General features: G+C 44.3%; 21 protein-coding genes and 8 tRNA genes. 23 read left to right on the top strand and 6 right to left on the bottom strand.

All coding sequences use genetic code 11. The features are described 5' to 3' along the window. Positions 1–124: 124 nt before the first annotated feature. The 10 genes from NYE58_RS28960 to NYE58_RS28915 all read left to right on the top strand — a co-directional run bounded on the left by NYE58_RS28960 (position 125) and on the right by NYE58_RS28915 (position 2,661). A complete protein-coding gene (locus NYE58_RS28960) occupies positions 125–403 on the top strand; it encodes a hypothetical protein (protein ID WP_143762010.1) in 279 nt (92 codons plus the stop codon). Between the two features lie 87 nt (positions 404–490). Beyond that, positions 491–565 (top strand) — tRNA-Glu (locus tag NYE58_RS28955). An 89-nt stretch (positions 566–654) separates the two neighbouring features. Continuing rightward, a tRNA-Val gene (locus NYE58_RS28950) sits at positions 655–730 on the top strand. A gap of 89 nt (positions 731–819) precedes the next feature. Continuing rightward, positions 820–896 (top strand) — tRNA-Met (locus NYE58_RS28945). A 25-nt stretch (positions 897–921) separates the two neighbouring features. After that, positions 922–999: transfer RNA gene (locus NYE58_RS28940), tRNA-Asp, on the top strand. Between the two features lie 14 nt (positions 1,000–1,013). After that, positions 1,014–1,086 (top strand) — tRNA-Lys (locus NYE58_RS28935). Positions 1,087–1,122: 36 nt separating this feature from the next. Then, positions 1,123–1,197, top strand: a tRNA-Gly gene (locus NYE58_RS28930). A gap of 10 nt (positions 1,198–1,207) precedes the next feature. Beyond that, a tRNA-Arg gene (locus NYE58_RS28925) sits at positions 1,208–1,284 on the top strand. 19 nt (positions 1,285–1,303) lie between these two features. After that, positions 1,304–1,385 (top strand) — tRNA-Leu (locus NYE58_RS28920). Between the two features lie 337 nt (positions 1,386–1,722). Next, positions 1,723–2,661, top strand: coding sequence for an AraC family transcriptional regulator (locus NYE58_RS28915; protein WP_341003651.1), 939 nt, complete (start codon positions 1,723–1,725; stop codon positions 2,659–2,661). Positions 2,662–2,663: 2 nt separating this feature from the next. On the opposite strand, the gene NYE58_RS28910 is transcribed toward NYE58_RS28915, so the two are convergent. Continuing rightward, on the bottom strand, positions 2,664–2,873 hold the full coding sequence (locus tag NYE58_RS28910; protein ID WP_341003649.1) for a hypothetical protein: 210 nt from the start codon (positions 2,871–2,873) through the stop codon (positions 2,664–2,666). A gap of 76 nt (positions 2,874–2,949) precedes the next feature. Between NYE58_RS28910 and NYE58_RS28905 the strand changes: the two genes are divergently transcribed. Genes NYE58_RS28905 through NYE58_RS28895 form a run of 3 tightly spaced genes read left to right on the top strand, consistent with a single transcriptional unit; the run spans position 2,950 to position 5,757 of the window. Beyond that, positions 2,950–3,717 (top strand): ABC transporter substrate-binding protein, encoded by a 768-nt coding sequence (locus tag NYE58_RS28905; protein ID WP_341003647.1) that lies wholly within the window; start codon positions 2,950–2,952, stop codon positions 3,715–3,717. After that, positions 3,704–4,753 (top strand): FecCD family ABC transporter permease, encoded by a 1,050-nt coding sequence (locus NYE58_RS28900; protein ID WP_080742574.1) that lies wholly within the window; start codon positions 3,704–3,706, stop codon positions 4,751–4,753. Before NYE58_RS28905 ends, NYE58_RS28900 begins: the two co-directional genes overlap by 14 nt. Beyond that, positions 4,750–5,757 (top strand): FecCD family ABC transporter permease, encoded by a 1,008-nt coding sequence (locus tag NYE58_RS28895; RefSeq protein ID WP_341003645.1) that lies wholly within the window; start codon positions 4,750–4,752, stop codon positions 5,755–5,757. Before NYE58_RS28900 ends, NYE58_RS28895 begins: the two co-directional genes overlap by 4 nt. A gap of 278 nt (positions 5,758–6,035) precedes the next feature. Here NYE58_RS28895 and NYE58_RS28890 read toward each other — a convergent pair whose 3' ends face one another. Together NYE58_RS28890 and NYE58_RS28885 are read right to left on the bottom strand one after the other, a co-directional pair. After that, positions 6,036–7,316: a sensor histidine kinase gene (locus NYE58_RS28890; protein WP_076193191.1), complete on the bottom strand. Its 1,281-nt coding sequence runs from the start codon at positions 7,314–7,316 to the stop codon at positions 6,036–6,038. After that, the gene (locus NYE58_RS28885) at positions 7,309–8,046 is read right to left on the bottom strand and encodes a LytR/AlgR family response regulator transcription factor (protein ID WP_076219805.1); all 738 of its coding nucleotides are present in this window, start codon (positions 8,044–8,046) and stop codon (positions 7,309–7,311) included. Before NYE58_RS28885 ends, NYE58_RS28890 begins: the two co-directional genes overlap by 8 nt. 156 nt (positions 8,047–8,202) lie before the next feature. On the opposite strand from NYE58_RS28885, the gene NYE58_RS28880 reads away from it, so the two are divergent. Both NYE58_RS28880 and NYE58_RS28875 read left to right on the top strand, forming a co-directional pair. Beyond that, positions 8,203–9,144, top strand: coding sequence for an ABC transporter ATP-binding protein (locus NYE58_RS28880; protein ID WP_179087026.1), 942 nt, complete (start codon positions 8,203–8,205; stop codon positions 9,142–9,144). Further along, entirely contained in the window at positions 9,141–9,923 is a 783-nt protein-coding gene (locus NYE58_RS28875) for a hypothetical protein (RefSeq protein ID WP_076219804.1), read from the top strand. The genes NYE58_RS28880 and NYE58_RS28875 overlap by 4 nt, the downstream gene beginning before the upstream one ends. 210 nt (positions 9,924–10,133) lie before the next feature. On the opposite strand, the gene NYE58_RS28870 is transcribed toward NYE58_RS28875, so the two are convergent. The 3 genes from NYE58_RS28870 to NYE58_RS28860 form a co-directional block, all read right to left on the bottom strand. Further along, on the bottom strand, positions 10,134–11,054 hold the full coding sequence (locus NYE58_RS28870; RefSeq protein ID WP_038573011.1) for an aldo/keto reductase: 921 nt from the start codon (positions 11,052–11,054) through the stop codon (positions 10,134–10,136). 162 nt (positions 11,055–11,216) lie between these two features. Then, positions 11,217–12,407, bottom strand: coding sequence for an enoyl-ACP reductase FabV (gene fabV, locus NYE58_RS28865; RefSeq protein WP_341003640.1), 1,191 nt, complete (start codon positions 12,405–12,407; stop codon positions 11,217–11,219). 523 nt (positions 12,408–12,930) lie between these two features. Further along, entirely contained in the window at positions 12,931–13,866 is a 936-nt protein-coding gene (locus tag NYE58_RS28860; RefSeq protein WP_076185518.1) for an aldo/keto reductase, read from the bottom strand. A gap of 183 nt (positions 13,867–14,049) precedes the next feature. Here NYE58_RS28860 and NYE58_RS28855 point away from each other — a divergent pair, with 183 nt between their 5' ends. The 8 genes from NYE58_RS28855 to NYE58_RS28820 all read left to right on the top strand — a co-directional run bounded on the left by NYE58_RS28855 (position 14,050) and on the right by NYE58_RS28820 (position 24,388). Beyond that, positions 14,050–15,024, top strand: coding sequence for an ornithine cyclodeaminase family protein (locus NYE58_RS28855; RefSeq protein ID WP_076220086.1), 975 nt, complete (start codon positions 14,050–14,052; stop codon positions 15,022–15,024). Positions 15,025–15,038: 14 nt separating this feature from the next. Then, positions 15,039–16,199, top strand: a complete 1,161-nt coding sequence (locus NYE58_RS28850; RefSeq protein ID WP_076277213.1) for a dipeptidase — start codon at positions 15,039–15,041, stop codon at positions 16,197–16,199. An 11-nt stretch (positions 16,200–16,210) separates the two neighbouring features. Then, positions 16,211–18,337, top strand: a complete 2,127-nt coding sequence (locus NYE58_RS28845) for a CocE/NonD family hydrolase (RefSeq protein ID WP_076281189.1) — start codon at positions 16,211–16,213, stop codon at positions 18,335–18,337. Between the two features lie 786 nt (positions 18,338–19,123). Continuing rightward, positions 19,124–19,849, top strand: a complete 726-nt coding sequence (locus NYE58_RS28840; RefSeq protein WP_076130403.1) for a BofC C-terminal domain-containing protein — start codon at positions 19,124–19,126, stop codon at positions 19,847–19,849. A 245-nt stretch (positions 19,850–20,094) separates the two neighbouring features. Continuing rightward, positions 20,095–20,598 carry a crossover junction endodeoxyribonuclease RuvC gene (gene ruvC / locus NYE58_RS28835; RefSeq protein WP_036677679.1) on the top strand — a complete coding sequence of 168 codons (504 nt, stop codon included), beginning with the start codon at positions 20,095–20,097 and terminating at the stop codon, positions 20,596–20,598. After that, positions 20,595–21,212, top strand: coding sequence for a Holliday junction branch migration protein RuvA (gene ruvA, locus NYE58_RS28830; protein ID WP_036677675.1), 618 nt, complete (start codon positions 20,595–20,597; stop codon positions 21,210–21,212). Before ruvC ends, ruvA begins: the two co-directional genes overlap by 4 nt. 36 nt (positions 21,213–21,248) lie before the next feature. Then, positions 21,249–22,256, top strand: a complete 1,008-nt coding sequence (gene ruvB / locus NYE58_RS28825) for a Holliday junction branch migration DNA helicase RuvB (RefSeq protein ID WP_036677672.1) — start codon at positions 21,249–21,251, stop codon at positions 22,254–22,256. Between the two features lie 32 nt (positions 22,257–22,288). Then, entirely contained in the window at positions 22,289–24,388 is a 2,100-nt protein-coding gene (locus NYE58_RS28820) for a SpoIID/LytB domain-containing protein (RefSeq protein ID WP_341003636.1), read from the top strand. Positions 24,389–24,393: the final 5 nt, after the last annotated feature.

Genomic DNA, 24,393 nt, shown 5'->3' with positions numbered 1-24,393 from the left:
TGATCATGATTATATGGATCAATGGTGCTTTTGGTTCAGGGAAGACACAAACCGCATATGAAATGTATAGAAGAAAAACATAGCTAGCGAGTATGATGGAATAATTATCGTGCCTATGACCATAATGAATCTAGATAGTGAAATCATCGGCAAGTTCATTGATGGAGGTATAGAGCTTTATCATTTAAGTTTGCGTGGCTCCCGAGAGACCTTGCTTAAGAGATTAAGTGTTAGAGGTGAAGGAAAAGACCCTTGGGCTGCTCAGCAGATCGACAGGTGGATCAGAGGGCTTGATCACGAGGTATTTAAGCAGCATCTAGACACGAATGATAGAACTATAGGTCAAATCGTTGAGATAATATCTCAAAAGCTTCATATCAATCTATTACCTAGGGAAGAGTAAAAAGAAAAATAATTAGTTTAGGTATTGCTATACTTAATAATACATGATATAATCTTTTTTGTTGTCAAAACAATTTGTTTTTAAAACGGCCCGTTGGTCAAGGGGTTAAGACACCTCCCTTTCACGGAGGTAACATGGGTTCGAATCCCATACGGGTCACCATTTCTTCTTGAAACAGCATTAGACTTCTAGAAAAAATGGTTGCATTACAGGTTTGATTGTGGTATGATAATTAAGTTGCTTCTTTACATGGAGGCTTAGCTCAGCTGGGAGAGCATCTGCCTTACAAGCAGAGGGTCGGGGGTTCGATCCCCTCAGCCTCCACCATAACACATCCCCAAAAGTGAAGTTAATGCTTCACTAAGGATTCCGGATACTTTCCGAGGAATCCAAGGGAATTAATACTTTTTTACTGACGCGGGGTGGAGCAGCCCGGTAGCTCGTCGGGCTCATAACCCGAAGGTCGCAGGTTCAAATCCTGCCCCCGCAACCAATTTTCATTAAGCAATTATTCTTCTGGAACCGTGGTGTAGTTGGCCTAACATGCCTGCCTGTCACGCAGGAGACCGCGGGTTCGAATCCCGTCGGTTCCGCCATTTTCTTGCTTTATGAGCCATTAGCTCAGTTGGTAGAGCACCTGACTTTTAATCAGGGTGTCGAAGGTTCGAGTCCTTCATGGCTCACTTCTTTAGTGAGTCGGACATCAATACATACCGTGTGCGGACGTGGCTCAGCGGTAGAGCATCGCCTTGCCAAGGCGAGGGTCGCGGGTTCGATTCCCGTCGTCCGCTCCATATAAATTTTGCGCCCTTAGCTCAGCTGGATAGAGCGTTTGACTACGAATCAAAAGGCCGGGAGTTCGAATCTCTCAGGGCGCGCCATATTTTAACTTAATACTTTGCCGGTGTGGCGGAATGGCAGACGCGCTCGACTCAAAATCGAGAGGGAAACCGTGGAGGTTCGAGTCCTCTCACCGGTACCAACTAAATCAACTCAAAGTTCATTAGATACTATATCTGATGAACTTTTTTGTTTGTTTTTTTACAATTCCGTTCATGTCTGTGCCGGAAAACTTTTGATACATCCTTCAAGTGTGAATAAGAAATTGTACTTAGTTGTACTGAGGAAGATTAATGTAAGCGGATATGTGAATGAGATAGAGGCATTCCTGAGGAAGCTCCATTTCGAAAGCTATAAGCAATCATGATACTAAACAGCGATTGACAAAATAGAGGAACTACCTAATACTAATTGATAATCATTATCATTTATTGTGAAATATAATTAATTCAAATAGATTGTGGAGCAGATCGGAGTGTATGGCAAAGATGAGGCTGGAAGATCATATTTTCGCATGGAATTATGCCGCTGTTAAAGTACTTGATATTCGACATGCTGTGATGAAGCCTGGGGACAAGCTGCAAGGCTATGTATTACCAGCATGTGGATTTATCTACTGTGTGCGGGGTACGGCCAGCTTGAATCTCAACGGCATAGATTACGACGCAGACCGTCACTTTATTGTGCATGGTGGCAAGGGCATGAGACTAAGTATAGAGACAGGGAAGTTGTTTGAATACTATTTATTATTCTATAGAGCCTCCTTGCCAGGAAGAAAGGATTTAGCAAGACTTTTAGAACGCAGCAATCCATTTCGGATGCAGTATAGCTTCGAGTCTTTGGAGCCATTACCACTGCACTATCAACTAATGGCAATGGAACAACTTTGGGCACAAGGAAGCCAATTGGAAAGAATTCAAGTTAAAGGCTTGTTCTATCAGTTTATACATGAGTTATTAAAGCAGTTCACAAAGGATGGAATTAACCTCAGGCAACCGGATGTCATTGGGCAGGTTGTCCGTTATATTGAGGAGCATTATCGTCATAATTTATCACTAGAATCTATAGCGGAGCAATTTAATTACAGCCCTCGTCATTTATCAACGCGTTTTAAAGGGGAGACGGGGTTCAGCTTGATTGAATATTTGATACGATTCCGGCTTAAACATGCAGAAGAGCTATTACGATGTACCGATGCTCCACTTCGCGATATTGCAGAAGAAGTTGGATATAACGATGTATATTACTTCAGTCGCATGTTCAGTAAATACAATGGTCAATCTCCCATCCGGTTCCGCAAGGAAAGCAGGCAGGTGAGCTCATCGGACAATCGTCCATTTACCACCGCAAAATTCTCCATTGGCGAGCACATATCCTCCCGATATAATGTTATTGAGTATGATAATCATTATCATTAATATTACCATAATAAAATAACCGGAGGGTCTTCACCTATGAGATTAACAAAGACGTCAAGTTTTATTGTAGCGATGCTGCTTAGCTTTACCTTGCTATTAAGTGCATGTGGATCTGCAAGTGTTGGTTCTAATGCCACAAATTCTAATGGATCCAAAGCTTCTGAAGTTACATCATCACCAGCAAATAATTCAACTGTAGCTGACAATGCCATTAAGGAGGCTCAGACAAGAACTATCTCTACAATAAAGGGAGATATTGTTGTTCCAGCTAATCCAAAGAGGGTTGTCGTGTTATACCTTCAAGGGGATCTTGTGGCCCTCGGCATTAAGCCAGTAGGGACTTCGAGTGTCTTTGAAGGAGCGGCCTTTGCAGAAGAGCTGGGGGGGATTGAAGATCTAGGTTCATGGTATGAGCCTAATCCAGAGGCTATTATGGCAGTAAAGCCGGACTTGATCATAGCTGCTTCTGAAGAAACTTACGAAATCCTTAAGGATATTGCACCGACCGTTCCAATTCCTTATGAAAAAATGGCGACGGATGAACGTGTAATGAAGATTGGCGAGGTATTTGGCAAGGAGCAGGAGGCACAAGCTCTATTAGATAATTTCCACGAGAAGTTGGAGAAGAGCAAGCAGCAGCTTGATGAACTTGGAATTTTGGATAAGACAGTAACCATTATCGAAGGCGGCAAAAAAGAGATGGCGGTGATCGATAGCAAGCTTTATGGAAGGGGCTCTCAGATCATTTATGAATATTTAGGGCTAAAAGCACCAGAGATTCTTCAGAAAAAGATTGATGGCAGAGAGAAGGCTACTGGAGGGTTTGTTTCCTTAGAGGTGTTACCTGAGTATATAGGAGACTTCGTGTTCCGCTCTGTATGGGATGGGGCTGATGATTTGTCGGACAATCCAATTTGGAACAGCATTCCAGCAATTAAAGAAGGTAGATTGATCGAAATTGGGTTTGATTTTTCATATTATTCCGATATCTACTCTCTTGATAAGCAGCTAGATTTTGTAGTTGAGAAGCTAGTGTCAGCGTATGAAAAAAAATAGAAAGCTAGATGATAGAACAACCGTTATCCCTGATTTAAGAGGGAAATCGTATTTCGGTCTGTTTCTACTCCTAGGGATACTGCTGCTGCTGCTTTCAGTAGCAGCTTCTATCTCATTTGGCTCTGCTTCTATGAGCCTGAAGATGGCATGGACAGCGATTTTTAATTTTGATCCTGAACTGACCGAGCATCAGATTATTCATGCCCTTCGTATTCCGCGTACAGCAGCTGATATTATTGCAGGTATGTGTCTCGCGGTAGCAGGAGCGGTTATGCAGGGCTATACGCGAAATCCCTTAGCAGATTCCGGATTAATGGGAGTAAATGCAGGAGCAGCACTTGCAATGGCCGTTACACTGGTTTTTCTTCCAGGACAACTGCAGACAACAACCTTGCTGGTTAGCTTTATTGGCGCAGGACTTGGAGCAGGATTAACGTATCTTGCCGCTTCATTGAATCGTTCAGGAATGACACCTCAACGACTGGTGCTAGCTGGAATATCAATTACAATGCTATTTGGAGCTGTGGGGTCATTTATCTCATTAAACTATGGAATTGGTCGTGCCCTTGCTTATTGGACTTCGGGTAGTGTGGCTGGAGCAACATGGGTGGAAATTAGGCTAGTTATACCTTGGTTCTTAGGTGGACTGGCTTTGTCACTATTCATTGCACGCTCTATCACTGTTTTAAACTTGGGGGAAGAGATTGCGAAAGGCTTCGGGCAACGGATCGTTCTCGTTAAGATGATAGCTACGCTTGCGGTCCTTTTACTAGCGGGTGTAGCTGTTGCACTTGTAGGGCCAATCGGCTTTGTAGGGTTGATTATTCCGCATATTATGCGTTTTTTTGTAGGTGTAGATTATCGTTATATTATTCCGGCATCAGCCATTTACGGCGGCGCACTTATGGTTGTAGCGGATATCGCAGGAAGGCTGATTAATCGTCCGGCAGAGACAGCACTGGGCATTATTTTTGCAATGATTGGTGTTCCTTTCTTCTTGCTAATTGCGAGCAAAGAGAGGAGAGCCTTCAAATGAATGTTGTTAAATCGCATAAGGCTACAATATGGATTCTATCTCTTTTAATACTGCTTATTGCAGGAGCTATTCTTAGTCTTAATATGGGAAAGGTGTCCCTCAATCCACTTGAAGTATTTCAAGTATTGCTTGGACAAGGTCCAGAGGAGCATAATCTCGTTGTTTATAAGTTTCGTCTTCCTCGGATCGTATTAGCGATACTTGTTGGATTTGGGATGGCACTGGCAGGTGCAGTTATGCAGGCTTTGCTGCGCAATGATCTGGCTGATCCCGGCATGCTTGGTATTAGCTCAGGTTCAGGTCTTATGGTGTTGCTGATTATCTCAACGGTAAGCATTCAAGGCGTCGCTATAACATTATTACTGCCGTCTATGGCATTCTTAGGTGGTCTGCTGGCAGCAGCTCTGATCTATGTTCTAGCCTATAGAAAACGTCGTATGATTTCTTCTACACGACTTGTCTTGACTGGTGTTGCGATCAATATGGGGTTTAGTGCGCTATCGCTATTCCTGACTTTAAAGCTTGATGACCAGAAGTATGAGTTTGCGCAGCGTTGGCAAGCAGGATATTTATGGGGTGACAAGTGGTCTTATATCAGCTTGTTGGCACCTTGGGTATTGCTGCTATTCGCATATATTCTTTCTAATTTCAGGACATTGAACGTCTTGGTGCTAGGCAACGAAATTTCGATAGGATTAGGTGTTGCTGTAAAGAAGAAATTTTTGCGCTTGGCAATTGCGGCTGTAGGCATAGCTTCTGGCTGTGTAGCGCTCGGGGGCTCGATCTTCTTTATTGGATTGATTAGTCCGCATGTGGCTCGCAAGCTGGTAGGTCACGACTACAAAGTGCTTCTACCTACTTCAGCGCTTATTGGTGCGCTATTGCTGCTTGTAGCGGATACGATTGCTCGAACGGTCAGCTTTAAGTCAGATATTCCCGCAGGAATTATTGTAACAATGCTGAGTGTGCCTTACTTCCTATATCTATTGATGCGTTCAAAATAAATACCGATAGGTTCCATTCCTCTCACCGGTATACTAAAAAGGTCTATAAAATTGCTTAATAAGCGATTTTATAGACCTTTTTCATTTTCAGAGCTTATTAAATTCCAGAAAAGTTTGATAAATATAAAAAAAATCCCCTTTCTCCTATCTTTAATAGAAAGGAAGGACTGTTCCCTATCTCGTTAATTGATCAAGATACCGGTGTGGCAGGAACTATATATCTTACCAGTAAAGATGAAGGAATCACTTGGGTTTATGATGAAGCTTATGATAAGCTTCTAAATCCTTTTTTTACAGGGGACCATAAAAAGAACAATTTCGACTTGAAATAGATTATTGTTATATGAAATATCTACTAAGCCATTACTATCCTCTACGACCTTCTGGATACTTTTTAAGCCTATACCATGACCGGATTTATTAGTTTTTGTGGAGCAGATGTCGCCAAAACGATTCGTATGAATTTCATTCACATAAGGATTCTGAATCCGGATGAACAAGCTTTCGTTAAGATAATGCATATGTATGGTTATATAGCACTCTTCATTTCTTTTATCGCAACAAGCTTCAATGGCATTGTCCAGTGCATTTCCTAAAATCACACTGATAACTGTGGTGTCGAGCGTCAGCTGTACAGGGATGTTCAAGTCTAACTTGAAGGGGATCTGATGCTTCTCAGCGACCTGCTGCTTGTAGTTGATAATGGAATCAATAATCGTATTCCCGCTATTGCTAACGCCTATTGGATTGTCTATTTGCCCCAGTAAGTTGTCCAACTCATTTAGATTGGCAGCTTCACCGGATTGTACCTTTGCGCGTAAACCTATGAGAATATTTTTAATATCATGCTGGAACTTAAAAGATTCTTCCTGTATTTCTTTTGTCAAAAGATATTGATTTACATAGTAAGCATTTTGTTGCTCAAGTAAATAACTTTGGTTCTGCGCAGATTGGATAACTAACATACGGTCACATAAGATAAATATCAATAAATTTATAATGAGTAGTCCTGTGGATAGGATTGGAACAAGGGTAGGGAAGGACTGCATATAAAGGCTGGATGCGAAGCTGTAGATCCCTAGTGTGCTTATAGAAGGGCAAATAAATAATAGAACCCAATACCATTTAGATAACCCGCCATTTCCAAAGGCTTTAGCTACGCGCACGGATACAAAAGCTAATATAAACATCAGCAGCTTGGAAAGAAACTGGTTCAGAATATATCCCTTTGTCGAGTAAAATAGGGGTAGTGATAACTCACTAAGCGTAATAAGCGCAACCAGAAAAAGAGCGGCAACGATCCGCCATTTGATATTTCCATTGTAAAAAAAAGATAAGAGAGCAATCAGGCCAATATTGAGTGTGAGTAGGATTGAGCCTGGCAGTGAGCTATAGTGCAGAAAGACAATACAGAGGAAATATAGAGAGTACACGATAACAAGATTGGCTTTGGTGGTAAGTCGGCTAACGAAACAATGGCTGTAGAAGTAATGAATGATGATAGGTAAAAGTGGAAGCGTTACTAGATAGAATAACTCCTCCAGAAAGATATTATCCAACAAGACTCCCCCTGAATTTCAGATATTTTTTCTTAAAATCGGCACTGTATTTTGCACTAATGGGTAAGGCTTCGCCATTAAGGAGAATTACTCCCTGGTTACTGATTTCTTTAATAAAGTAAAAGTTAACGATGTAGGATTGATGGATTCGGACAAAATCGCTCACAGGAAGCTTCTGCTCTTCCTCGTTTAGTGTACTGTAGTAGTCATGTTGATCCTTGCAGGAATAAAGAATAATTCTCCGCCGGTTGCTTTCCAGATAGATGATATTTCGATAGGGGATTAGAATTTCTTTTCCTTTTTGCTGTAGTGATAAGAAGTTTTTTTTGCCTTGCTGCAGCTTGCGAATTACTTTTTCAATCGTAGAAATCAGTTTTTGCTTAAATATCTCTGAATCGATAGGCTTCTTTATAAATCCCGAGGGCTGAACATCGAAGAGTTGCAGATGATATTCATCATGACTAGAGACATAGATAAGCTGCACTAGATCATTTTCATCATTTCCCCGCAGTACATACCCAGCTTTTATTCCATCCATATCCGCCATTTCAATGTCCATAAAAATAATATCAAACGCGCAGGCCTCTTGAATGGCCTTAGTGAAGCTTTCTCCGGAATAAAAGATCGACACCTCTATTTTCCTTGTGAAATTCCTTTGAGTCTCCAGAATAAGTCTCTCTATTAATTCAGTAGTGGGAAAGTCATCATCACAGACAGCAATACGTATCACTTTATCATTCCTTTCGACAAGAATTGTCCAAAATATCCGGGAATTTGTCGACCATATAAGTCACATTATACAAATCCTTCTTAATAATTACATTAACTAACTTGATTGTTACAGTTTGAATGTAGAGTTCATGGCAACATGTTAGGATGTGGAAAAGTGAAAAGAGGAGTGTTTGATTTGACTCAAACGATCTTTGAGGCCAAAGGTTTAAGCAAACAATACGGAGAGTCTTTTGCGCTTCAGGATGTCTATATGACGATTGGGGTAGGAGATATTTATGGGTTTGTTGGCGAAAATGGGGCAGGTAAAACTACATTAATGAAGATAATAGGCGGATTGGTACATCCGACACATGGCGAAATCTCTCTTTTTGAAAAAAAGGACACAAAAGCTGTTCACGAGGCGAGGCGAAAGGTTGGATTTCTAATTGAAAGGCCAGCGCTTTATCCTAATCTAAATGCGAAGCAAAATCTTACGTTTTATTGCCGTGCGTTTGGGATTAAGGATAAGAGCAGAATTGCGGAAGTATTGCAGGCAGTTTCTCTGGCAGATGCCGGTTCTAAGCTAACCTCAGAATACTCCCTTGGGATGAAACAACGTTTAGGTCTGGCTATTGCTCTACTTAACGATCCCAAATTTCTGGTATTGGACGAGCCTATTAATGGTCTTGATCCGTCAGGCATTGTAGAAGTGCGAAAAATCCTGGAGAAGCTATCCAAAGAGCAAGGAGTGACTATACTAATATCCAGTCATATTTTAAGTGAGTTGCAGCTACTTGCGACCCAATACGGTTTTATTCATAAAGGAAGGTTAATCAAAGAAGCTTCTGCGGAGGAACTCTTGCATACGGCGGAAACAAAGATCTGTATTCGAACGGCTGATCCCGCAGCGACACTTCAGATTTTGAAAAGTGAACTCCAACTAGAAACCATTACGATCAGCGAAGCTGGAGAAATTCAAATTCCTAAAGAGAGTACAAATCTGGAAGAGCTGATGTCTTTTTTTCTACAGCGGGGCATCCATATTGAAGGGATTAACCTGTCGGCTCCAAATCTTGAGAACTATTATATGGATCTAATTGCTGGAGGTAACGAATGAGGAATTTTCTTGAGGCTGAAGCTTATTATGTAACCAAGGATCCCATGTTCAAGGGGATAAGTCTTCTTTTGCTGTTTGGAAGTGCCTTATTACTGGTTTGGATGGGGGTACAAGTAGGATTTGATATAGATGGTCCTTTAGAGCCTTTAATCACTAGCATTCAGTTATCTTTTTTTCTGTATTTTATCATCCCGATTTACGTTTGTTTTTTTGCTACCGAGGGATTTGAGTATGGGTCGGTTCAAACCATTATCGCTTCGGGTCAGAGCAGGTCATTATATTTACTGGGAAAATATCTGACCGAATTAAAAGTGGTATTATGGTGGGTAATTCAATTTTTTGGTCTTTTTTATGTATTGTATATGCTGGCAGCGCTTGTTACGGGTTCCCATATCGGAAATGAAAGCTTAGAGGGGAAGTTTATCGTTGCTATGGGGGCTATTGGATTCAATATTTTGTATCTCGCAGCTTATTCCGCTGTCGTGCTGTTGTTAGGAGTATTGATGAAAAAATCGGCTACCGCTGTTATTGCCACGTTTGTTTTTGTATTTGGCGATTTTCTGCTCAGTGGTTATCTTAAAGACTCATCATATGTATATCTGCGAATGGTTTCTGAAAATACGCTAACGACGCAAATTTTTAAATTCTCTGCTGTAAATTCACATGAAATATATACCCTAAACGAGGGTGTTCGTATGATCCTAATCCCTGTTGTAATCATAGGAGTTTGCTTGAGCGTTGCTTTAGTTTCTTTTGAAAAGAGAGATGTGCATCTATAGAAAGGAAGGATGGATTATGAAAAAGGATAACAAAAGAACAACTATGATCTTAAGTATTTCGGTAGTAGTTATTATTTTTTGTGTTCTTTTTGTGAGTATACGAATATCTTGACGCTGTCTATCTAGTTTTACTAGAACGTGAGGATTGAATCGCTCTCTGGTAAAAAAGCCACGGCGTACGTTAATAACGTACCTCGTGGCTTTAGGTGTTTATGGAAGGACATTGCCGGCAGCACGGTAGATTTCATACCATTCTTGCCGAGTGAGAGTAATATCGGAAGCTTTGGCAATATCACGCAAGCGCTGCGTATTAGTTGTGCCAACGACAGGCTGCATATTTGCCGGATGTCTAAGAATCCATGCGATGGCAATAGCTGTATTGGTTACGTCTTTTTCAGCTGCTAAGCGGTTAATGACCTCGTTCAATTCAGGGAACTTATCGTTATCTAAGAATACGCCCTCAAAGAAGCCATATTGGAAAGGCGACCAAGGCTGAATGGTCATGTCATGCAGGCGACTGTACTCCAAAATCCCGCCATCATGAACAACTGAACCGGAGTTAGTCATATTCACATTGAAACCTGTATCAATCATGCCAGTGACCATAATGCTCAATTGCAGCTGGTTGAACAGCAGCGGTTGCTTTACATTTTTCTTAAGCAGCTCGATTTGCAACGGGTTCTGATTGCTGACACCAAAGTGTTTGACCATACCTTTGCTTTCCAGAATATCAAAAGCCTCAGCGACTTCTTCTGGCTCGAATAGCGTATCAGGACGGTGAAGCAGTAGGACGTCGATATAGTCTGTTTTCAAGCGCTTAAGGCTGCCTTCCACGGATTGCAGGATATGTTCCTTGGAGAAATCAAAAAAACCGTTGCGGATTCCGCATTTGGTTTGGATCATCATTTTATCACGCATACCCGGATTGTTCTCCAGTACACCTGCGAATACTTCTTCGGCTTTGCCAGCTGCGTAGATGTCGGCGTGGTCAAAAAAGTCTATTCCGAGCTCGAGGGCACTATGTACATGTGTATCTGCTTCTTTTGCAGATAAATCAGCAATCCGCATACAGCCAAGCGAAATTTGTGACACCTCAAGTGCGCCGTTTGCTACACTAATTTTTTTAACCAAAAGTGACTCACTCCTTCGAATGTTAGTAGAACATGCAGTATTCAATCAAACCATATCATAAAGAGGGGAGGTAAGCCAATGTCTATCTAAAAGAGAAAGAGGTTATCTCAACAGTAGAATTCACTACTTCAGAGATAACCTCATTTGTCTATAGATCAGTTATTAATACATATTTGGAATGTCGACATTAGGATCAATGTCAGCTTCGTAGTCTACACCCTCTGTTCTAAAACCAAACAGGTTAAAGAAATCTTGGCGGTAGCCTTCAAGATCAGCAAGCTCACCTGCATTGTCGGTTGTCAGCTCGTCCCAACGTTTCATAACCTCAGTCTGAACATCCTCACGCATTTCCCAGTCATCAATTCGGATCAAGCAGCCTCCGTCAGCAGTAGCTTCACCCCCACTGTAAAGATGCTCAGAGAATAAACGGTACATTTGTTCAATACAGTTCTCGTGCAGCCCTTTTTCCTTCATTACTTCATACAATGCAGAGATATAAAGAGGGACTACAGGAATCGCGGAGCTGGATTGGGTTACCAGAGCTTTGTTCACGGAAACAAAAGCACGTCCACCTTGAGTGGACAGGCGATCATTCAGTTGGATCGCTGTTTGTTCCAGATCATGTTTGGCTTGACCAATCGTTCCGTCGCGATAGATAGGGTGAGTGATTTCAGGCCCGATGTAGGAGTAAGCAACGGTTGTAGCTCCATCAGCAAGCACACCAGCTGCTTGAAGCTGATCGATCCACATTCTCCAGTCTTCGCCGCCCATAACTGCGATGGTCTGACGTACTTCCTCTTCTGAGGCAGGCTCAATAGTGGTCATGGAAACTTCACCTGTGTGGAAGTTCAAGGTTTTGTTCGTATAAGCGGTTCCCACCGGTTTAATGACGGAGGAGAAGGTTTCTCCTGTTACCGGATGAGTGCGGCGTGGTGAAGCGACACTATAGACAACTAAATCAACTGAGCCATATTCAGCTTTAATCAATTCAATGGTCTTCTCTTTGATAGCATCGGAGAAGGCATCGCCAACTATGCTGTGAGATTTAAGTCCAAGCTGCGCTGCTTGTTGTTCAAACGCTGCGGAGTTGTACCAGCCAGCAGAAGCTGTACGTTGACCTTCAGCAGCTTTATCAAAGAAAACACCAATGGTGTTGGCGCCCGCACCAAAAGCGGCTGAAATTCTGGAAGCTAGTCCGTATCCGGTAGAAGCGCCAATGACTAGTACATTAGCAGGTCCCTCAATTTTCTTTTGTGCTTTTACATATTCAATTTGTTGTTGTATTTGTTTGGCGCATCCCTCTGGATGGGCTGTTGTACATATAAATCCGCGAGTTTTAGGTTGAATAATCATCAAGGAATTCCCCTTTTTATAAAAATTAAAGTCCAATGTTACTTCAGAGAAAGTATAGCAAACAATATTTACTAATACAAAGAATTTAGGATATTGGAGAAGAATGACTGCTCTCCACTACGATCGACTGCCATCCGCTGCCGCTTACGGACCCAGATGACGTTATATGCAAATTTATCGCCTTTTCAGCAGGGTTTCGGACCCCAGAGACGTTATTGCATAGAAAAAGGTTCATATTAGGTGTATTTTGTGCCAATAGAGGCTATGAGGTCCGTTGGAATTCCAAATGTGCAATAATGCTGCGTTACGGGTCAACTGTGTCCGATAGGGCATTGTGCGGGGAGCTGTGATAGGTCGATCGAACGAACGTACGAAGGAAATAAAACGAACGAATGACGAATCTTACGAATCATGGCAATCGAACTATCTAACCCGAATCATCCGATGAACCAAAGCAGAAAAGGGGCTGCCCCAGCAGCCATTTCGTGGCCATGGGACAACCCCTTAATCTAATGAGGCTAGATTACGCCTTAAATATGGAATCTATAGTTTTGATCTCTTCTGGTGTTAGCTGCACCTTCAGCGTCTCTAAGTTGGAAACGATCTGCTCAGGACGTTTGGCGCCCGGAATAAGCGCATCGATGGAAGGTACGGTCAAATACCAGGCAAGTACGACATGTGCGACTTCGACCCCTTTGGCATTGGCAATCTGACGAACCTTGTCCACCTTCTCCAGGTTCTTGGCAAAGGTCTCCCCTTGAAATAGCGGGTCATTTTTTCTAATGTCGCTGAATGTATCGCCTTGCTTATATTTGCCGCCCAGCAGACCCGACGCAAGTGGGAAATAGGGCACGAAAGAAATGCCATGCTCCTGCGTATAAGGCAGCAAATCTTGTTCCGCATCACGATGCAGCAGATTGTAGTGGGATTGAAGAACATCCACATGACCATCTTTGTTGGCTTCTTTCAGCTGATCAATGGAGAAGTTAGACACCCCGATGGCTCTAATCTTTCCTTCATCCTTCAGCTTCTTAAGTTCACCTACAGCTTCGTCCTTGGGTGTGCTTTCATCAGGGAAATGAATATAGTAAAGATCAATATAATCGGTCTGGAGGCGTTTCAAGCTGTCTTCTACAGACTGTCTTAGAAAAGCTGGAGAGTTGTCGAGTGTAATCTTGTCACCGGTAATCACGTGAGCGCCTTTAGTAGCAATGACCACATTGTCGCGGCCGCCTCTTTCCTTCAGCACTTCGCCAATCAGTTCCTCGGATCTTCCTGGTCCATAAATAAAGGCGGAATCAATAAAATTAATCCCATGATCCAGAGCGCTGCGCACAATATTTCTGCCGGTTTCATCATTTAAACCCGGAAATAAATTATGCCCGCCAACAGCATTGGCACCCAGACCCAGCGGGAGAACCTGCAGATTGGTTTTTCCTAAAGTTATTTTATTAGCCATAATCAATAGTCAGCTCCTTAAAATATAATACGTACTATATTAAGTATAGAGAATAACTCGGGTCAGGACAAATTTTGCTTTCCAGCTTTATACATGAATATTTAAACCGGATAAGTTATGATAGTAAGAAAAATTTTATATTCGCGTTCGTGCAATCATGATGAGGAGAAGGAGGTCCGTCTTATGCTAGTCATTAATCAAAATGAAGTGGCCGAACTGTTAGCTATGGAATCTTGCATCTCCGTTATGGAATCTGTTTTGAAGGCTCTTTCCGCTGGACAAGCGGTACAAAGCTTAAGACAAGTGCTTCCTTTACAAAAGAGCAATCTGCTCGGCTTAATGCCGGGTTATTTGCAGCATGAAGAGGTGGCTGGTGCCAAAATCATCAGTGTATTTCCCAGCAATCATGGTTCAGGCCTGCCTTCTCATCAAGGTCTTGTTACCCTATTCGATTCATCTACGGGTGTTCTGAAGGCTATAGTGGATGGACAAAAGATTACAGCCATTCGTACGGCGGCAGTCAGTGCAGCAGCAACCCGATATCTGGCCAGAGAGGATGCTGAGATCCTTGCTCTTCTTGGAACTGGGGAACAAGCAAAAAGTCATCTGGAAGCGATGTTGCGGGTTCGACCCATCCGTGAGATAAAAGTATGGAGCAGGAAGCTGGCAAAGGCACAGGATTTCCAAATAGAGATGAGCCAAAAATATGATGTGCAGATCATTGTTGCGGAGACAGTTCAAGCGGCAGTCAGCGCAGCGGATATCATTTGTACCGTGACAGCATCCACCGAACCTGTGCTCAAGGGAGAATGGCTGAAACCGGGTGTACATATCAATGCTGTTGGCGCATGTAGACCAAATGACCGTGAGCTGGATTCGGAGACCGTCCAATTAGCTAAGTTATATGTAGATCGGCTGGAATCCGCTCAGAATGAATCTGGGGATTATTTAATCCCGCTGAACGAAGGCAAAATCACAGCAGATCATATTGTCGGGGAGATTGGTGAGCTGATCAGTGGCACTATCGAGGGCAGAAGGTCCGCAGCTGACATTACTCTTTTTAAAGGATTAGGGCTGGCCATAGAGGATTTAGCAGCAGCTAATTTTATATATCATGAAGCTGTTAGATTACATAAAGGCACTGAAATTGCATTCTAAGGAGCGACTACACGATGAGCACTTATGAAGGTCTGTATGATTTCAAGTTGACGGAGCAAGAGGAGGAGCGGGCTAAACGCTTGCATGAGCAGAACATTATTATCGATCTGCTGTTTCAAGGTCCCTTATCTCCAAGCGCGATTCCAGACTCTATCTCTGACAGAATCAAAGAATTATGTGAGCCTTATAAAGATGAGCCAATGGTATACAGCAGTATGCCTGCAAAAATCATCACAAAGCTATCTGCGTGCGGAGAGATCCCTGAGTATAAAGAAGAGTGGTACAAGTCCGGAATTACAGCAGGGAACCGCGAACTTCATTTGGAATCCTTAGACAGCATCATTACAAGCATGGCAGAGGTACAGCTGCAATTCGATTCTGCAGATTGGTTAATCAAAGCCTTAACTGCCGAAGACATACGTGCTGCCAAGCGTAATGGTTATAAAGCGGGCATTATCACAGCACAAGAAACGGATGGTCTGGGCACGAATCTCGATCAATTAGATGTACTTTATAACTTCGGATTAAGAATTCTACAATTGACCTACAACAATCAGAACCAGATTGGGGCGGGCTGCGCAGAACAATCGAACGCCGGGGTCACTAATTTTGGGAAAAGATTCATTGCACGCTTGAACAAGCTGGGGATCATTGTAGATACGGGGCATTGCGGGAAACAGACTACATTAGATGCCTGCGCTTATTCCACAACTCCGGTGATTGCTTCACATACGGGTGTAGAGGCGATCTATCCGCATATGCGCTGTAAAAGTGATGAGGAGATAATCGCGATAGCCAAGACAGGCGGAGTTATTGGTATTTTTGCTATGCCTTGGTTTGTTCATGAAGATCCTAAACATACAACTATTGACCATGTGCTGGATCATATCGAATATGTAATCCGGCTTGTAGGCGTGGATCATGTCGGAATTGGAACGGATTGGCCGATGAGCGATGTGCTCTGGTCATTGGTTTATTTTAAAGAACATATCGCACCCAAGCTTGGATTCGCCAAAGGAGACGGTCCTTCTACAGAAACCATTGCTGGACTTGAGAAATATAGTTATTTTATTAACTTTACTAGAGGTTTGGTTGCCCGCGGTTATGCGGATGCAGATATTGCTAAGATTATGGGCGGCAACTGGCTGCGTGTATTTGAAGAAATTTGCGGATAGGGGATAAACAGATGACAACCTACTTACACACATCTACATTTAACGTCTACTTTTCTGGTGTTTATACAGGCAAAATTCATTTTACAGAGCAACAGATCATGCTAGCTAAGGTCGATCCGCGCAGAAGAACGCAAATGCAGGACAATGTGCTGGATGGACAGTTCAAGACCGTACTCCCGCTTCAAAAAATCCACAAACATTTGGATGCTTATGCTAAAGCAGAATGGGCAGAAGACGAGGTAGTGCTGAGTAATGGCGATATCTATCAAAAGCATATCCAGTATCAGGCGCAGATTGAAGGCCGCGAACTGACCTCACAAGTATGGGCGCTGCGCAAAGAGACGGCTCTGGACATTGTGACTTTGGACGGGGAGATTATCGCTTTTTTAACGCCGAATCGGTATGGTATTGAGCTTATGGTTAAAGCAGGTTATGAGAAGCTGACTCCTTTAGTGGTCTACGACGATCCTCTTCTATCCAAGGCAGAATATGGGGTGAACGATCTGGGCACTGATCTGATTCCGATGCGCGATGGGGTGAAGCTGGCGACAGATGTTTTTTTACCAGAGGGTATTAAGCCGGGAACTAAGCTGCCGACAATTCTCGTAAGAACATGTTATGACCGCAACGGAAAAAAAGAGATTTTTATGAGATGGGCCAATAAAGGTTATGCAGTAGTATCGCAGGATGTTAGAGGTCGGGCGGATTCGGAAGGCGAACTGATTCCTTTTTATAATGAACGGGATGACGGTTATGATACGATTGACTGGATTATTGCTCAGGAATGGTCGGATGGCAACGTCGGCATGTGGGGCGCATCCTATCTAGGTTTTGTTGTTGTGGCGGCGGCCACCAGTGGGCACCCGAATCTGAAGGCCGTTGTGGATGAAGTGAACGTGGGCTCTCCATTTGTTGATACCGTTCGCAAAGGGGGAACCCTTTGTTCTTGGCCATTGCTCTCTTGGACTCTTGCTCAATCTGTGGGTACTCGGACGGATTTTGATATCTTTGGAGGCATTACGGTGAATCCGGAAGCAGCCGTTGATGCAAGACCGATTAAAGAGATCCCTCAGCAAATGATTGGCAAAACATCAGGTCCATGGGATCTGTGGAGCCAGCATCCGGAGTATGATGATTTCTGGAAAAACTGTACTTTTACCGAGCGCGGTGATCAGGTGCAGGTGCCTATGTATGTTATCTCAGGCTGGTATGACGGCGACAGCGCCGGCGTATCGGAAACATGGAGAATGCTAACAGAACATGATGTGCCAAATCGAAAAATCCGTCTGGGCGCTTGGGAGCACGGGCCGAACAGAGCTAGAGACTACGAAGGCGTGAGCTTCGGCAATGATGCCGTAGTCTATGATTACGATGTTTCTGTGCTGCGCTGGTTCGACCGCTTCCTCAAAGGCATTCCAAATGGAATAGATCAGGAGCCTAGAGCCTCTTATTATGTTGTTGGTGAAAATCAGTGGAGAACGTCCGCGGATTGGACACCTGCTGAAGCCACAACTTCTTCCTTCTACCTTTCCAGCGGCGGGCGAGCGAATTCAGGACAAGGGGATGGGCAACTGCTTGCAGCGCCTGAGGAACATTCTCCTGAAGATACTTATATCTATAATCCTCATGATCCTATGAATGATAGCGGTGAACGAGAGCCTGAGAATTTGCGAAAATACGAGCTGCGCAATGATATTCTTGTCTACACTAGTGATATTCTGACGGATGAGCTGACTGTGGCCGGAGAATTGTCTGCGGTTATCTATGCTGCCAGCACTGGCAAAGATACGGATTGGGTTGTTACGCTTAGTGACGTGAATGAACAAGGGGACTCTATCCGGTTATCCAATTATATTGTCAGAGCTAAATACCGTCATGGATTGGAAGCGCCTGAGCTGCTGATTCCCGGGCAGGTGGAGAAATATGATATTTTCATGCCGAATATTGCTCATAGATTTGCTGTGGGGCACCGAATTCGGTTCTCGATTACTTCGTCCAGTAAATTCGTTGCTTTCCCTAATACAAATACAGGCAGTAATCCGTATGAAGATTCAGAAGCGATTACTGTGCTGCAGACTGTTTACCATAATCGTGAGTATCCGAGCCATGTGAAGCTGCCGGTGGTTCCTAACGCTTAAATGTGACTTTAATACGAAGAAAGGGCTGAACAAAGGTAAAGGGAATTAACACTTGAAGCTGAAGCTGCATTTGATGACAAATGATGCTTCAAGTGGCGTACCGAGTGAGTACCGAGTGAACACCGAGTGAGGCCTAGGTGAAACAAAAAGTGAAGAATGAGCTTATGCTTCAATTGAAGCGAAAAGTAAAACTCTTATAGAGCGATTAGGGAATTTCTCCCTGAAATTCTTTAGGATTCTGGTCGTCAGGCATATAATTGAGGAAAAACTCCCTAATTTTATGTCTGATTCCCCGGAAATAAGGAAAACAGCCTATTTATTAGGGAGGAATTCCAAGGTTTCGTTCATTTAGAGCAAATTTCTCCTACTTTCAGGGAGTTTTTCCCTAATTAGTTTTAGATCCACTCCGCACAACGCGCAAACGCAGAACACATACTCCCAGCACCAGAACGCATTCCCCAGCACGCAAACGCAGAACGCCTACATCGCCACCATCCCAAACGCCATCGCCCAATCCAATGGCATAGCGCACTAAGAACTAATAGTTATTGGCGAAGCAAAAGCTTTGGTGCAAGAAATGGTCGATTGTCATGAAATAGGTATCACCTAAGGCCGGTATGTGAAACCTCTCCCCAGAATCCCCCTTCCAGACTTATACCATAAATCTTGAACTATACTGCAAGGTCAACCTTGTATTTTTGGAGAAATGTCGATTATTCACAGAAAAGCGCATAAATGCTCCCTTCTTAGGTCACAATAGGGAAAAACCAGAATGAAGGGATTAACGTGAACGCGTTTCGCTTAAAAAAACAACTTTGGCGGCGATGGAGACGTTGGAAAAAGGCGCTTTGGGTAGGAGCTGCTTGTATAGCTTTTACTGTACTGGCTTGGCGCAGTATGCAGGTACCTGAGGAAATCAGTGGACTGCTGACGAATTCTAGCTGGGCGGATAGTGCCGATAGTGAGCTGGCCGCAGCTGTCTTTAAAGTAGGCGAGGACAGTGATGAGGCAAAAGAGAAGGGCACTTTAAATAATGAACAACTGCTGCAAACCATCACCCAAAGTGGGCTCAGCAGAACCGTTCATTTAAAAACAACCTATGTGTCCGGAGAAGAGATTCAGACGTTGCCGGGCGTAAAGAACCCGCTTCAGCTGAAGACTATAATCAATGAACACCCTGAATGGAGCGGTTGGATTAGTTCAGAAGGGGATTTGTGGCTGGAACAAAAAGTGAATGATTTATCGACAATGATAAAAAATGAAGCTTACATTGGTGTAGATGCGTTTGGGAATTTGACCTTGTTTAAAGGTCCGCCAGTTCAGGAGAAGGTACTGAAGACTTTTTTTCAAATGGATATGGGTTCCCTGAAATCCTCATTGCCGGAAAATATTTGGAAAGAGCTTCATGAGGGGATTCGTGTTCAGGATATTGAAGAGTACAACAGTGTGCTGTCTACCTTCAGTGATTATGCCCGCGAAGCTGCTGAGCATGTCATGCAGAACAAGCAATAGCTTTGGTAAAGCTGTCCTAAAGTCATTATTAATGGCTGAGGGCAGCTTTTTTGTGTGAAATGAAACGGGGAAGAGTCTTAACTGTAGGCCTAAAGTTGCCATTTCGCTGCAAACAGTAAACTTTTTTTCTCCCGCAAGGGGGATTTTTGCTATAATGGTTAGAAGGAATACATATGTTCGCTTCATGGCGGAGGAATGGATGAAAACGGTGGAATAATCTGCCTGTTATAGAGGAGAGATCGTGTTTGCGTATTTTGGGAATTGATCCGGGGCTGGCGATCGTTGGCTTTGGCTTTGTGGATAAGGAAGGACATAAACTGACCCCCGTCCAATATGGTTGTATTCAGACTGAGGCTCATACGCCTGAAGAAGAACGACTGCTGCATGTCTATGAAGGCATGGGTCAGCTCATTGATAAATATAAACCCGATGCTGTGGCGATAGAAAAGCTGTTTTTCGCTCGCAACGTTACTACAGCATTGCCAGTGGCGCAGGCCCGCGGTGTGACTATATTAGCTGCAGTACAGCGGGGTCTCCCCGTCTCGGAATATACACCTATGATGGTAAAGCAGGCTGTTGTGGGTTATGGTAAGGCTGAGAAACGGCAGGTCCAGGAAATGGTGAAGCTGCTGCTGAAGCTATCGGCGATTCCGAAACCCGATGATGTGGCGGATGCGCTGGCGGTAGCGGTATGCCATGCCCATTCGAGCAGTCTTAATTCTAAATTAAATGAGGTATTACGAAAATGATAGATTTCTTAAGAGGACCCGTCGTTCATTTGGAGTCGGAATATGTGGTGCTGGATGTGCAGGGAGTAGGATACCGGGTATTCTGCCCGAATCCTTATGCTTTTGCTAAAGTAGAAGGACCTGTAACGATCTATATTCATTACCAAACACGTGAGGACGCTACGCTATTATTTGGGTTCCCGACTCGTGAGGAACAAAAATTGTTCCGCAAGCTGATAGAGGTATCTGGCATCGGTCCTAGGGTTGCGCTTGGAATCCTGACAGGTGGAACACCGGATCAGTTGATTTCAGCGATTTATCAAGAGAATATAACGTTCTTAACGAAATTACCGGGCATTGGCAAAAAGACGGCACAGCGTATGATCCTTGATTTGAAGGACAAGCTGGACGGACTCAGTATGGCTTCAATGCAAACGGGATTGTTTGCAGTGCCAACGGAGGAAGCAACGGATGGATTGGCCTGGCAAGAGGCGCGGGATGCGCTTAAGGGGCTGGGTTATACCGAAAGCGAATTGGACCGCGTGTGGCTCGCGTTGAAGAAAGAGGGAGCAGAGACAGGAACTGTAGATGTGCTGATGAAGAAAGCACTAGGGCTGCTATATATAGCTAAGTAAAGCCGTACACATCCTAAAGAAAGGGAGCGATAGGAAATGGATGACCGGATTATATCCGCGAATTTGATGATGGATGAGCAGGCGGTAGAACTAAGCTTGCGCCCTCGTTATCTGGGAGAATATATCGGCCAGACTCAGGTGAAAGAAAACCTGAAGGTATATATAGAAGCGGCCAAAATGAGAAGCGAAGCGCTGGATCATGTGCTGCTGTACGGACCTCCGGGTCTGGGCAAAACAACGCTCGCTAATATTATCGCCAATGAGCTGGGTGTGAACCTGCGAACAACTTCCGGCCCTGCGATAGAGCGTCCAGGCGATCTTGCCGCTCTGCTGACGAATCTGCAGGAAGGCGACGTGCTTTTCATCGATGAGATTCACCGTTTGCACCGCACGGTTGAGGAGGTTATGTATCCTGCGATGGAGGATTTCGCGCTGGATATCATGATCGGCAAAGGGCCAAGTGCCCGTTCGGTACGATTGGATTTGCCGCCGTTCACACTGATAGGTGCCACAACCCGGGCAGGACTATTATCTGCGCCACTGCGTGATCGTTTCGGAGTGGTCAGTCGCCTGGAATTCTATAACATAGATGAGCTGAGTTACATTGTATCTCGAAATGCGGATCTATTAGGCATTGAGATTGTTGGCGATGCAGCAGAAGAGATTGCGCTTCGTTCGCGGGGAACGCCGCGGATAGCGAACCGCTTATTGAAGCGGGTCCGTGATTTTGCTCAAGTGCGCGGAGATGGAATTATAACTCCTGAAATTTCTGGGGAAGCATTGAAGATGCTCCAGGTAGACCCTCGTGGGCTGGACAGTATTGACCACAAGATGTTAAGTGCTATGATTTCAAGCTTTCGCGGCGGTCCTGTAGGACTGGATACGATTGCAGCTACGATTGGTGAGGAAAGTCAGACGATTGAGGACGTATATGAGCCGTACCTGCTGCAGATAGGTTTCTTGCAGCGGAGTCCGCGTGGAAGAATTGTAACCCCGGCCGCTTATCATCATTTAGGGCTTCCGCTCCCTCCGGAGCAGCACTAGTTCGTCACTACAATTATAAAGGAGGATGCTGGATGAAGCATACGAAGAGGAAATGGAGAGGGGTCGCCCCGCTAAGCAAAGGATTGCTTGCGGCTGCGCTTGCTGTAGGAAGTTTCCTGATCCCTGCGGGTGCCAGTCATGCCGATTCTAATAGCACGATACGAGTTGCTCTTTATGCTGATATTGGAAGTAAATATAAATCCACTGTGCCAGCAGTAACACTGCTATCAACGCAAAGCTTTACTTTGTTGTCGGGTCAAGCAGGAAGTGCTCCTTTGGTATCTGTCCCAGCACAGAAGCAAATTCGTGTAAGTCTGGACGGATATAGAGTTAAGGTGATGGAGGCTTCAAGCTGGCAGACAGCAGCGGATGCAGCTAAAAAGCTCCAAGCCACCTCCGATAAACCACAGATTTTTGCGATCTCCAGAAATGGGGCGACTATGTATCAGTTATACACGGGCGTCTATGCTAGTGAAGCAGCTGCCAAGGATGGGCTTACCCGTGTAGTCAAAGCAGGGTTGAGCATTCCTGCTGACCAAACCCCAGCGGTGAAAGGAAATAAACATTTATCAGCTGGCCGCTATTCTTCGGAGCAGGAAGCAGATGTGGCGTTAAATACCCTCACTGCAGCTGGTTTGGATGCTTGGAAGGTGTTTCTGGCAGGAAACGATGGCAGTGCACAAGTAGAGGTATGGGTAGGCGAAGCTGCCAACGATAGTGATTTAACAGCTGTTCAGGCCGCTGTGTCTACGGCGGCACCACAATTTACGGTTTCGGTGGCGACCTCGCCCGGATTAATACTGCGTAAGGATGCCGGACTGGATTTTAGCAGTGAAACTCAAGCCGATCATTATCTGGTTTCTGGAAGCAATGCTAAATTTCTTGCTGCAGGCAGCGAGGCTGGGATTCAGTTAGTGGAAAGATCCAAGCGTACATATCGCGGAAATTTGGAACTGAGCAATTTGAGCGGATCGCTGGCTGTAATTAATGTAGTGCCGCTGGAGCAATATTTGTATGCCGTAGTTGGAGGAGAGGTTTCCTCCAGCTGGCCAGAAGAAGCGCTAAAAGCTCAGGCTGTCGCCGCCCGCAGCTATGCGCTGTCCCAAGGCAACCGTTTTGATGTAGCGAATGTAGTAGATACCACTCTTAGTCAGGTATATAACGGAATCGGGTCTGAAGCTCCCTCCATTATCAAAGCTGTAGATACTACTGCTGGTGAAGTGCTGATGAGTGGTGGTAAAGTTGTTGAGGCTGTATTTTCTTCCAATAGTGGAGGTATGACAGCTGACCCTTCAGAGGTTTGGGCGAATGGTGGCGATGTATTTGCTAGTGTTCCAAGCGTTGAAGATGTTTCGGCTGCTGCTGCTAAGAAGTGGTATTATGTTCTGCTTGCGAATGGTACCTCTGGTTATGCACGTGAAGATAATATTAAATTGACGGGCAGCAAAACCGCTGCCGGACTCGATATAGTTACCGCTACAACCAAAGATGTGAATATACGTCCTCTGCCAGTTATTGAGAGCAGTGTTAGTGCAGTCGGAAAGCTGAATCCGGGTGAGAACGCTGTGGCTCTGGATAAAGTATATGAGTCTGGCAGCTATAGCTGGATCAAGGGGCCGTATACCTCTGCTGAACTTCTAAAAAGCCTGCAGGGTAAAACAACAAGCACGCTCCCTTCCAGCATCTCTAACCTGCAGGTCACCCAGCGCGGTCCTTCTGGAAGAGCGATTCAGGTGAAAGCTAATGGTCAGGCTCTGAATGTGAAATATCCTGATATGTTCCGCTCCGCGTTTAATGGATTACCTAGTACATTGTTTGATATTGTGGCACCCGGAAGTTATACTGTATTAGGCGCTGACGGCGCTACCGCCACAATTAGCAGCTCACAGAGTGCTGGCGTGCTTTCCGCATCGGAGAAGGTTAATGTGAATGGCAGTGGAACTGTAGTGATGGGCGGAGATTCTGCGGCCAGAGTGATCACTAACAGCTCGGGCTTTCTGTTCATTGGACAAGGCAACGGCCATGGTCTAGGCATGTCGCAGTGGGGCGTGAAAGGCATGGCGGACAGCGGGTATGATTACAAGCAAATATTGCAACACTATTATAAGAACGTTACTATAGTTAAGGAATGAAGACA

It is taken from the genome of Paenibacillus sp. FSL L8-0708, assembly GCF_038009325.1.
GTDB lineage: Bacteria > Bacillota > Bacilli > Paenibacillales > Paenibacillaceae > Paenibacillus_AQ > Paenibacillus_AQ odorifer.
Note: the sequence above shows the minus strand (reverse complement) of the source record. Positions and strands in the feature narration are given on the sequence as shown.

Excerpts from the sequence above, each read along its gene's own strand:
- NYE58_RS28820 (WP_341003636.1), top strand. The coding sequence starts at position 22,289 with ATGAAGCATACGAAGAGGAAATGGAGAGGGGTCGCCCCGCTAAGCAAA.
- NYE58_RS28855 (WP_076220086.1), top strand. The coding sequence starts at position 14,050 with ATGCTAGTCATTAATCAAAATGAAGTGGCCGAACTGTTAGCTATGGAA.
- NYE58_RS28915 (WP_341003651.1), top strand. The coding sequence starts at position 1,723 with ATGGCAAAGATGAGGCTGGAAGATCATATTTTCGCATGGAATTATGCC.
- fabV (WP_341003640.1), bottom strand. The coding sequence starts at position 12,407 with ATGATTATTCAACCTAAAACTCGCGGATTTATATGTACAACAGCCCAT.
- NYE58_RS28860 (WP_076185518.1), bottom strand. The coding sequence starts at position 13,866 with ATGGCTAATAAAATAACTTTAGGAAAAACCAATCTGCAGGTTCTCCCG.
- ruvB (WP_036677672.1), top strand. The coding sequence starts at position 21,249 with ATGGATGACCGGATTATATCCGCGAATTTGATGATGGATGAGCAGGCG.
- NYE58_RS28960 (WP_143762010.1), top strand. The coding sequence starts at position 125 with ATGAATCTAGATAGTGAAATCATCGGCAAGTTCATTGATGGAGGTATA.
- NYE58_RS28910 (WP_341003649.1), bottom strand. The coding sequence starts at position 2,873 with ATGGCATTGTCAGCTACAGTTGAATTATTTGCTGGTGATGATGTAACT.
- NYE58_RS28875 (WP_076219804.1), top strand. The coding sequence starts at position 9,141 with ATGAGGAATTTTCTTGAGGCTGAAGCTTATTATGTAACCAAGGATCCC.
- ruvA (WP_036677675.1), top strand. The coding sequence starts at position 20,595 with ATGATAGATTTCTTAAGAGGACCCGTCGTTCATTTGGAGTCGGAATAT.
- NYE58_RS28900 (WP_080742574.1), top strand. The coding sequence starts at position 3,704 with ATGAAAAAAAATAGAAAGCTAGATGATAGAACAACCGTTATCCCTGAT.
- NYE58_RS28845 (WP_076281189.1), top strand. The coding sequence starts at position 16,211 with ATGACAACCTACTTACACACATCTACATTTAACGTCTACTTTTCTGGT.
- NYE58_RS28850 (WP_076277213.1), top strand. The coding sequence starts at position 15,039 with ATGAGCACTTATGAAGGTCTGTATGATTTCAAGTTGACGGAGCAAGAG.
- NYE58_RS28895 (WP_341003645.1), top strand. The coding sequence starts at position 4,750 with ATGAATGTTGTTAAATCGCATAAGGCTACAATATGGATTCTATCTCTT.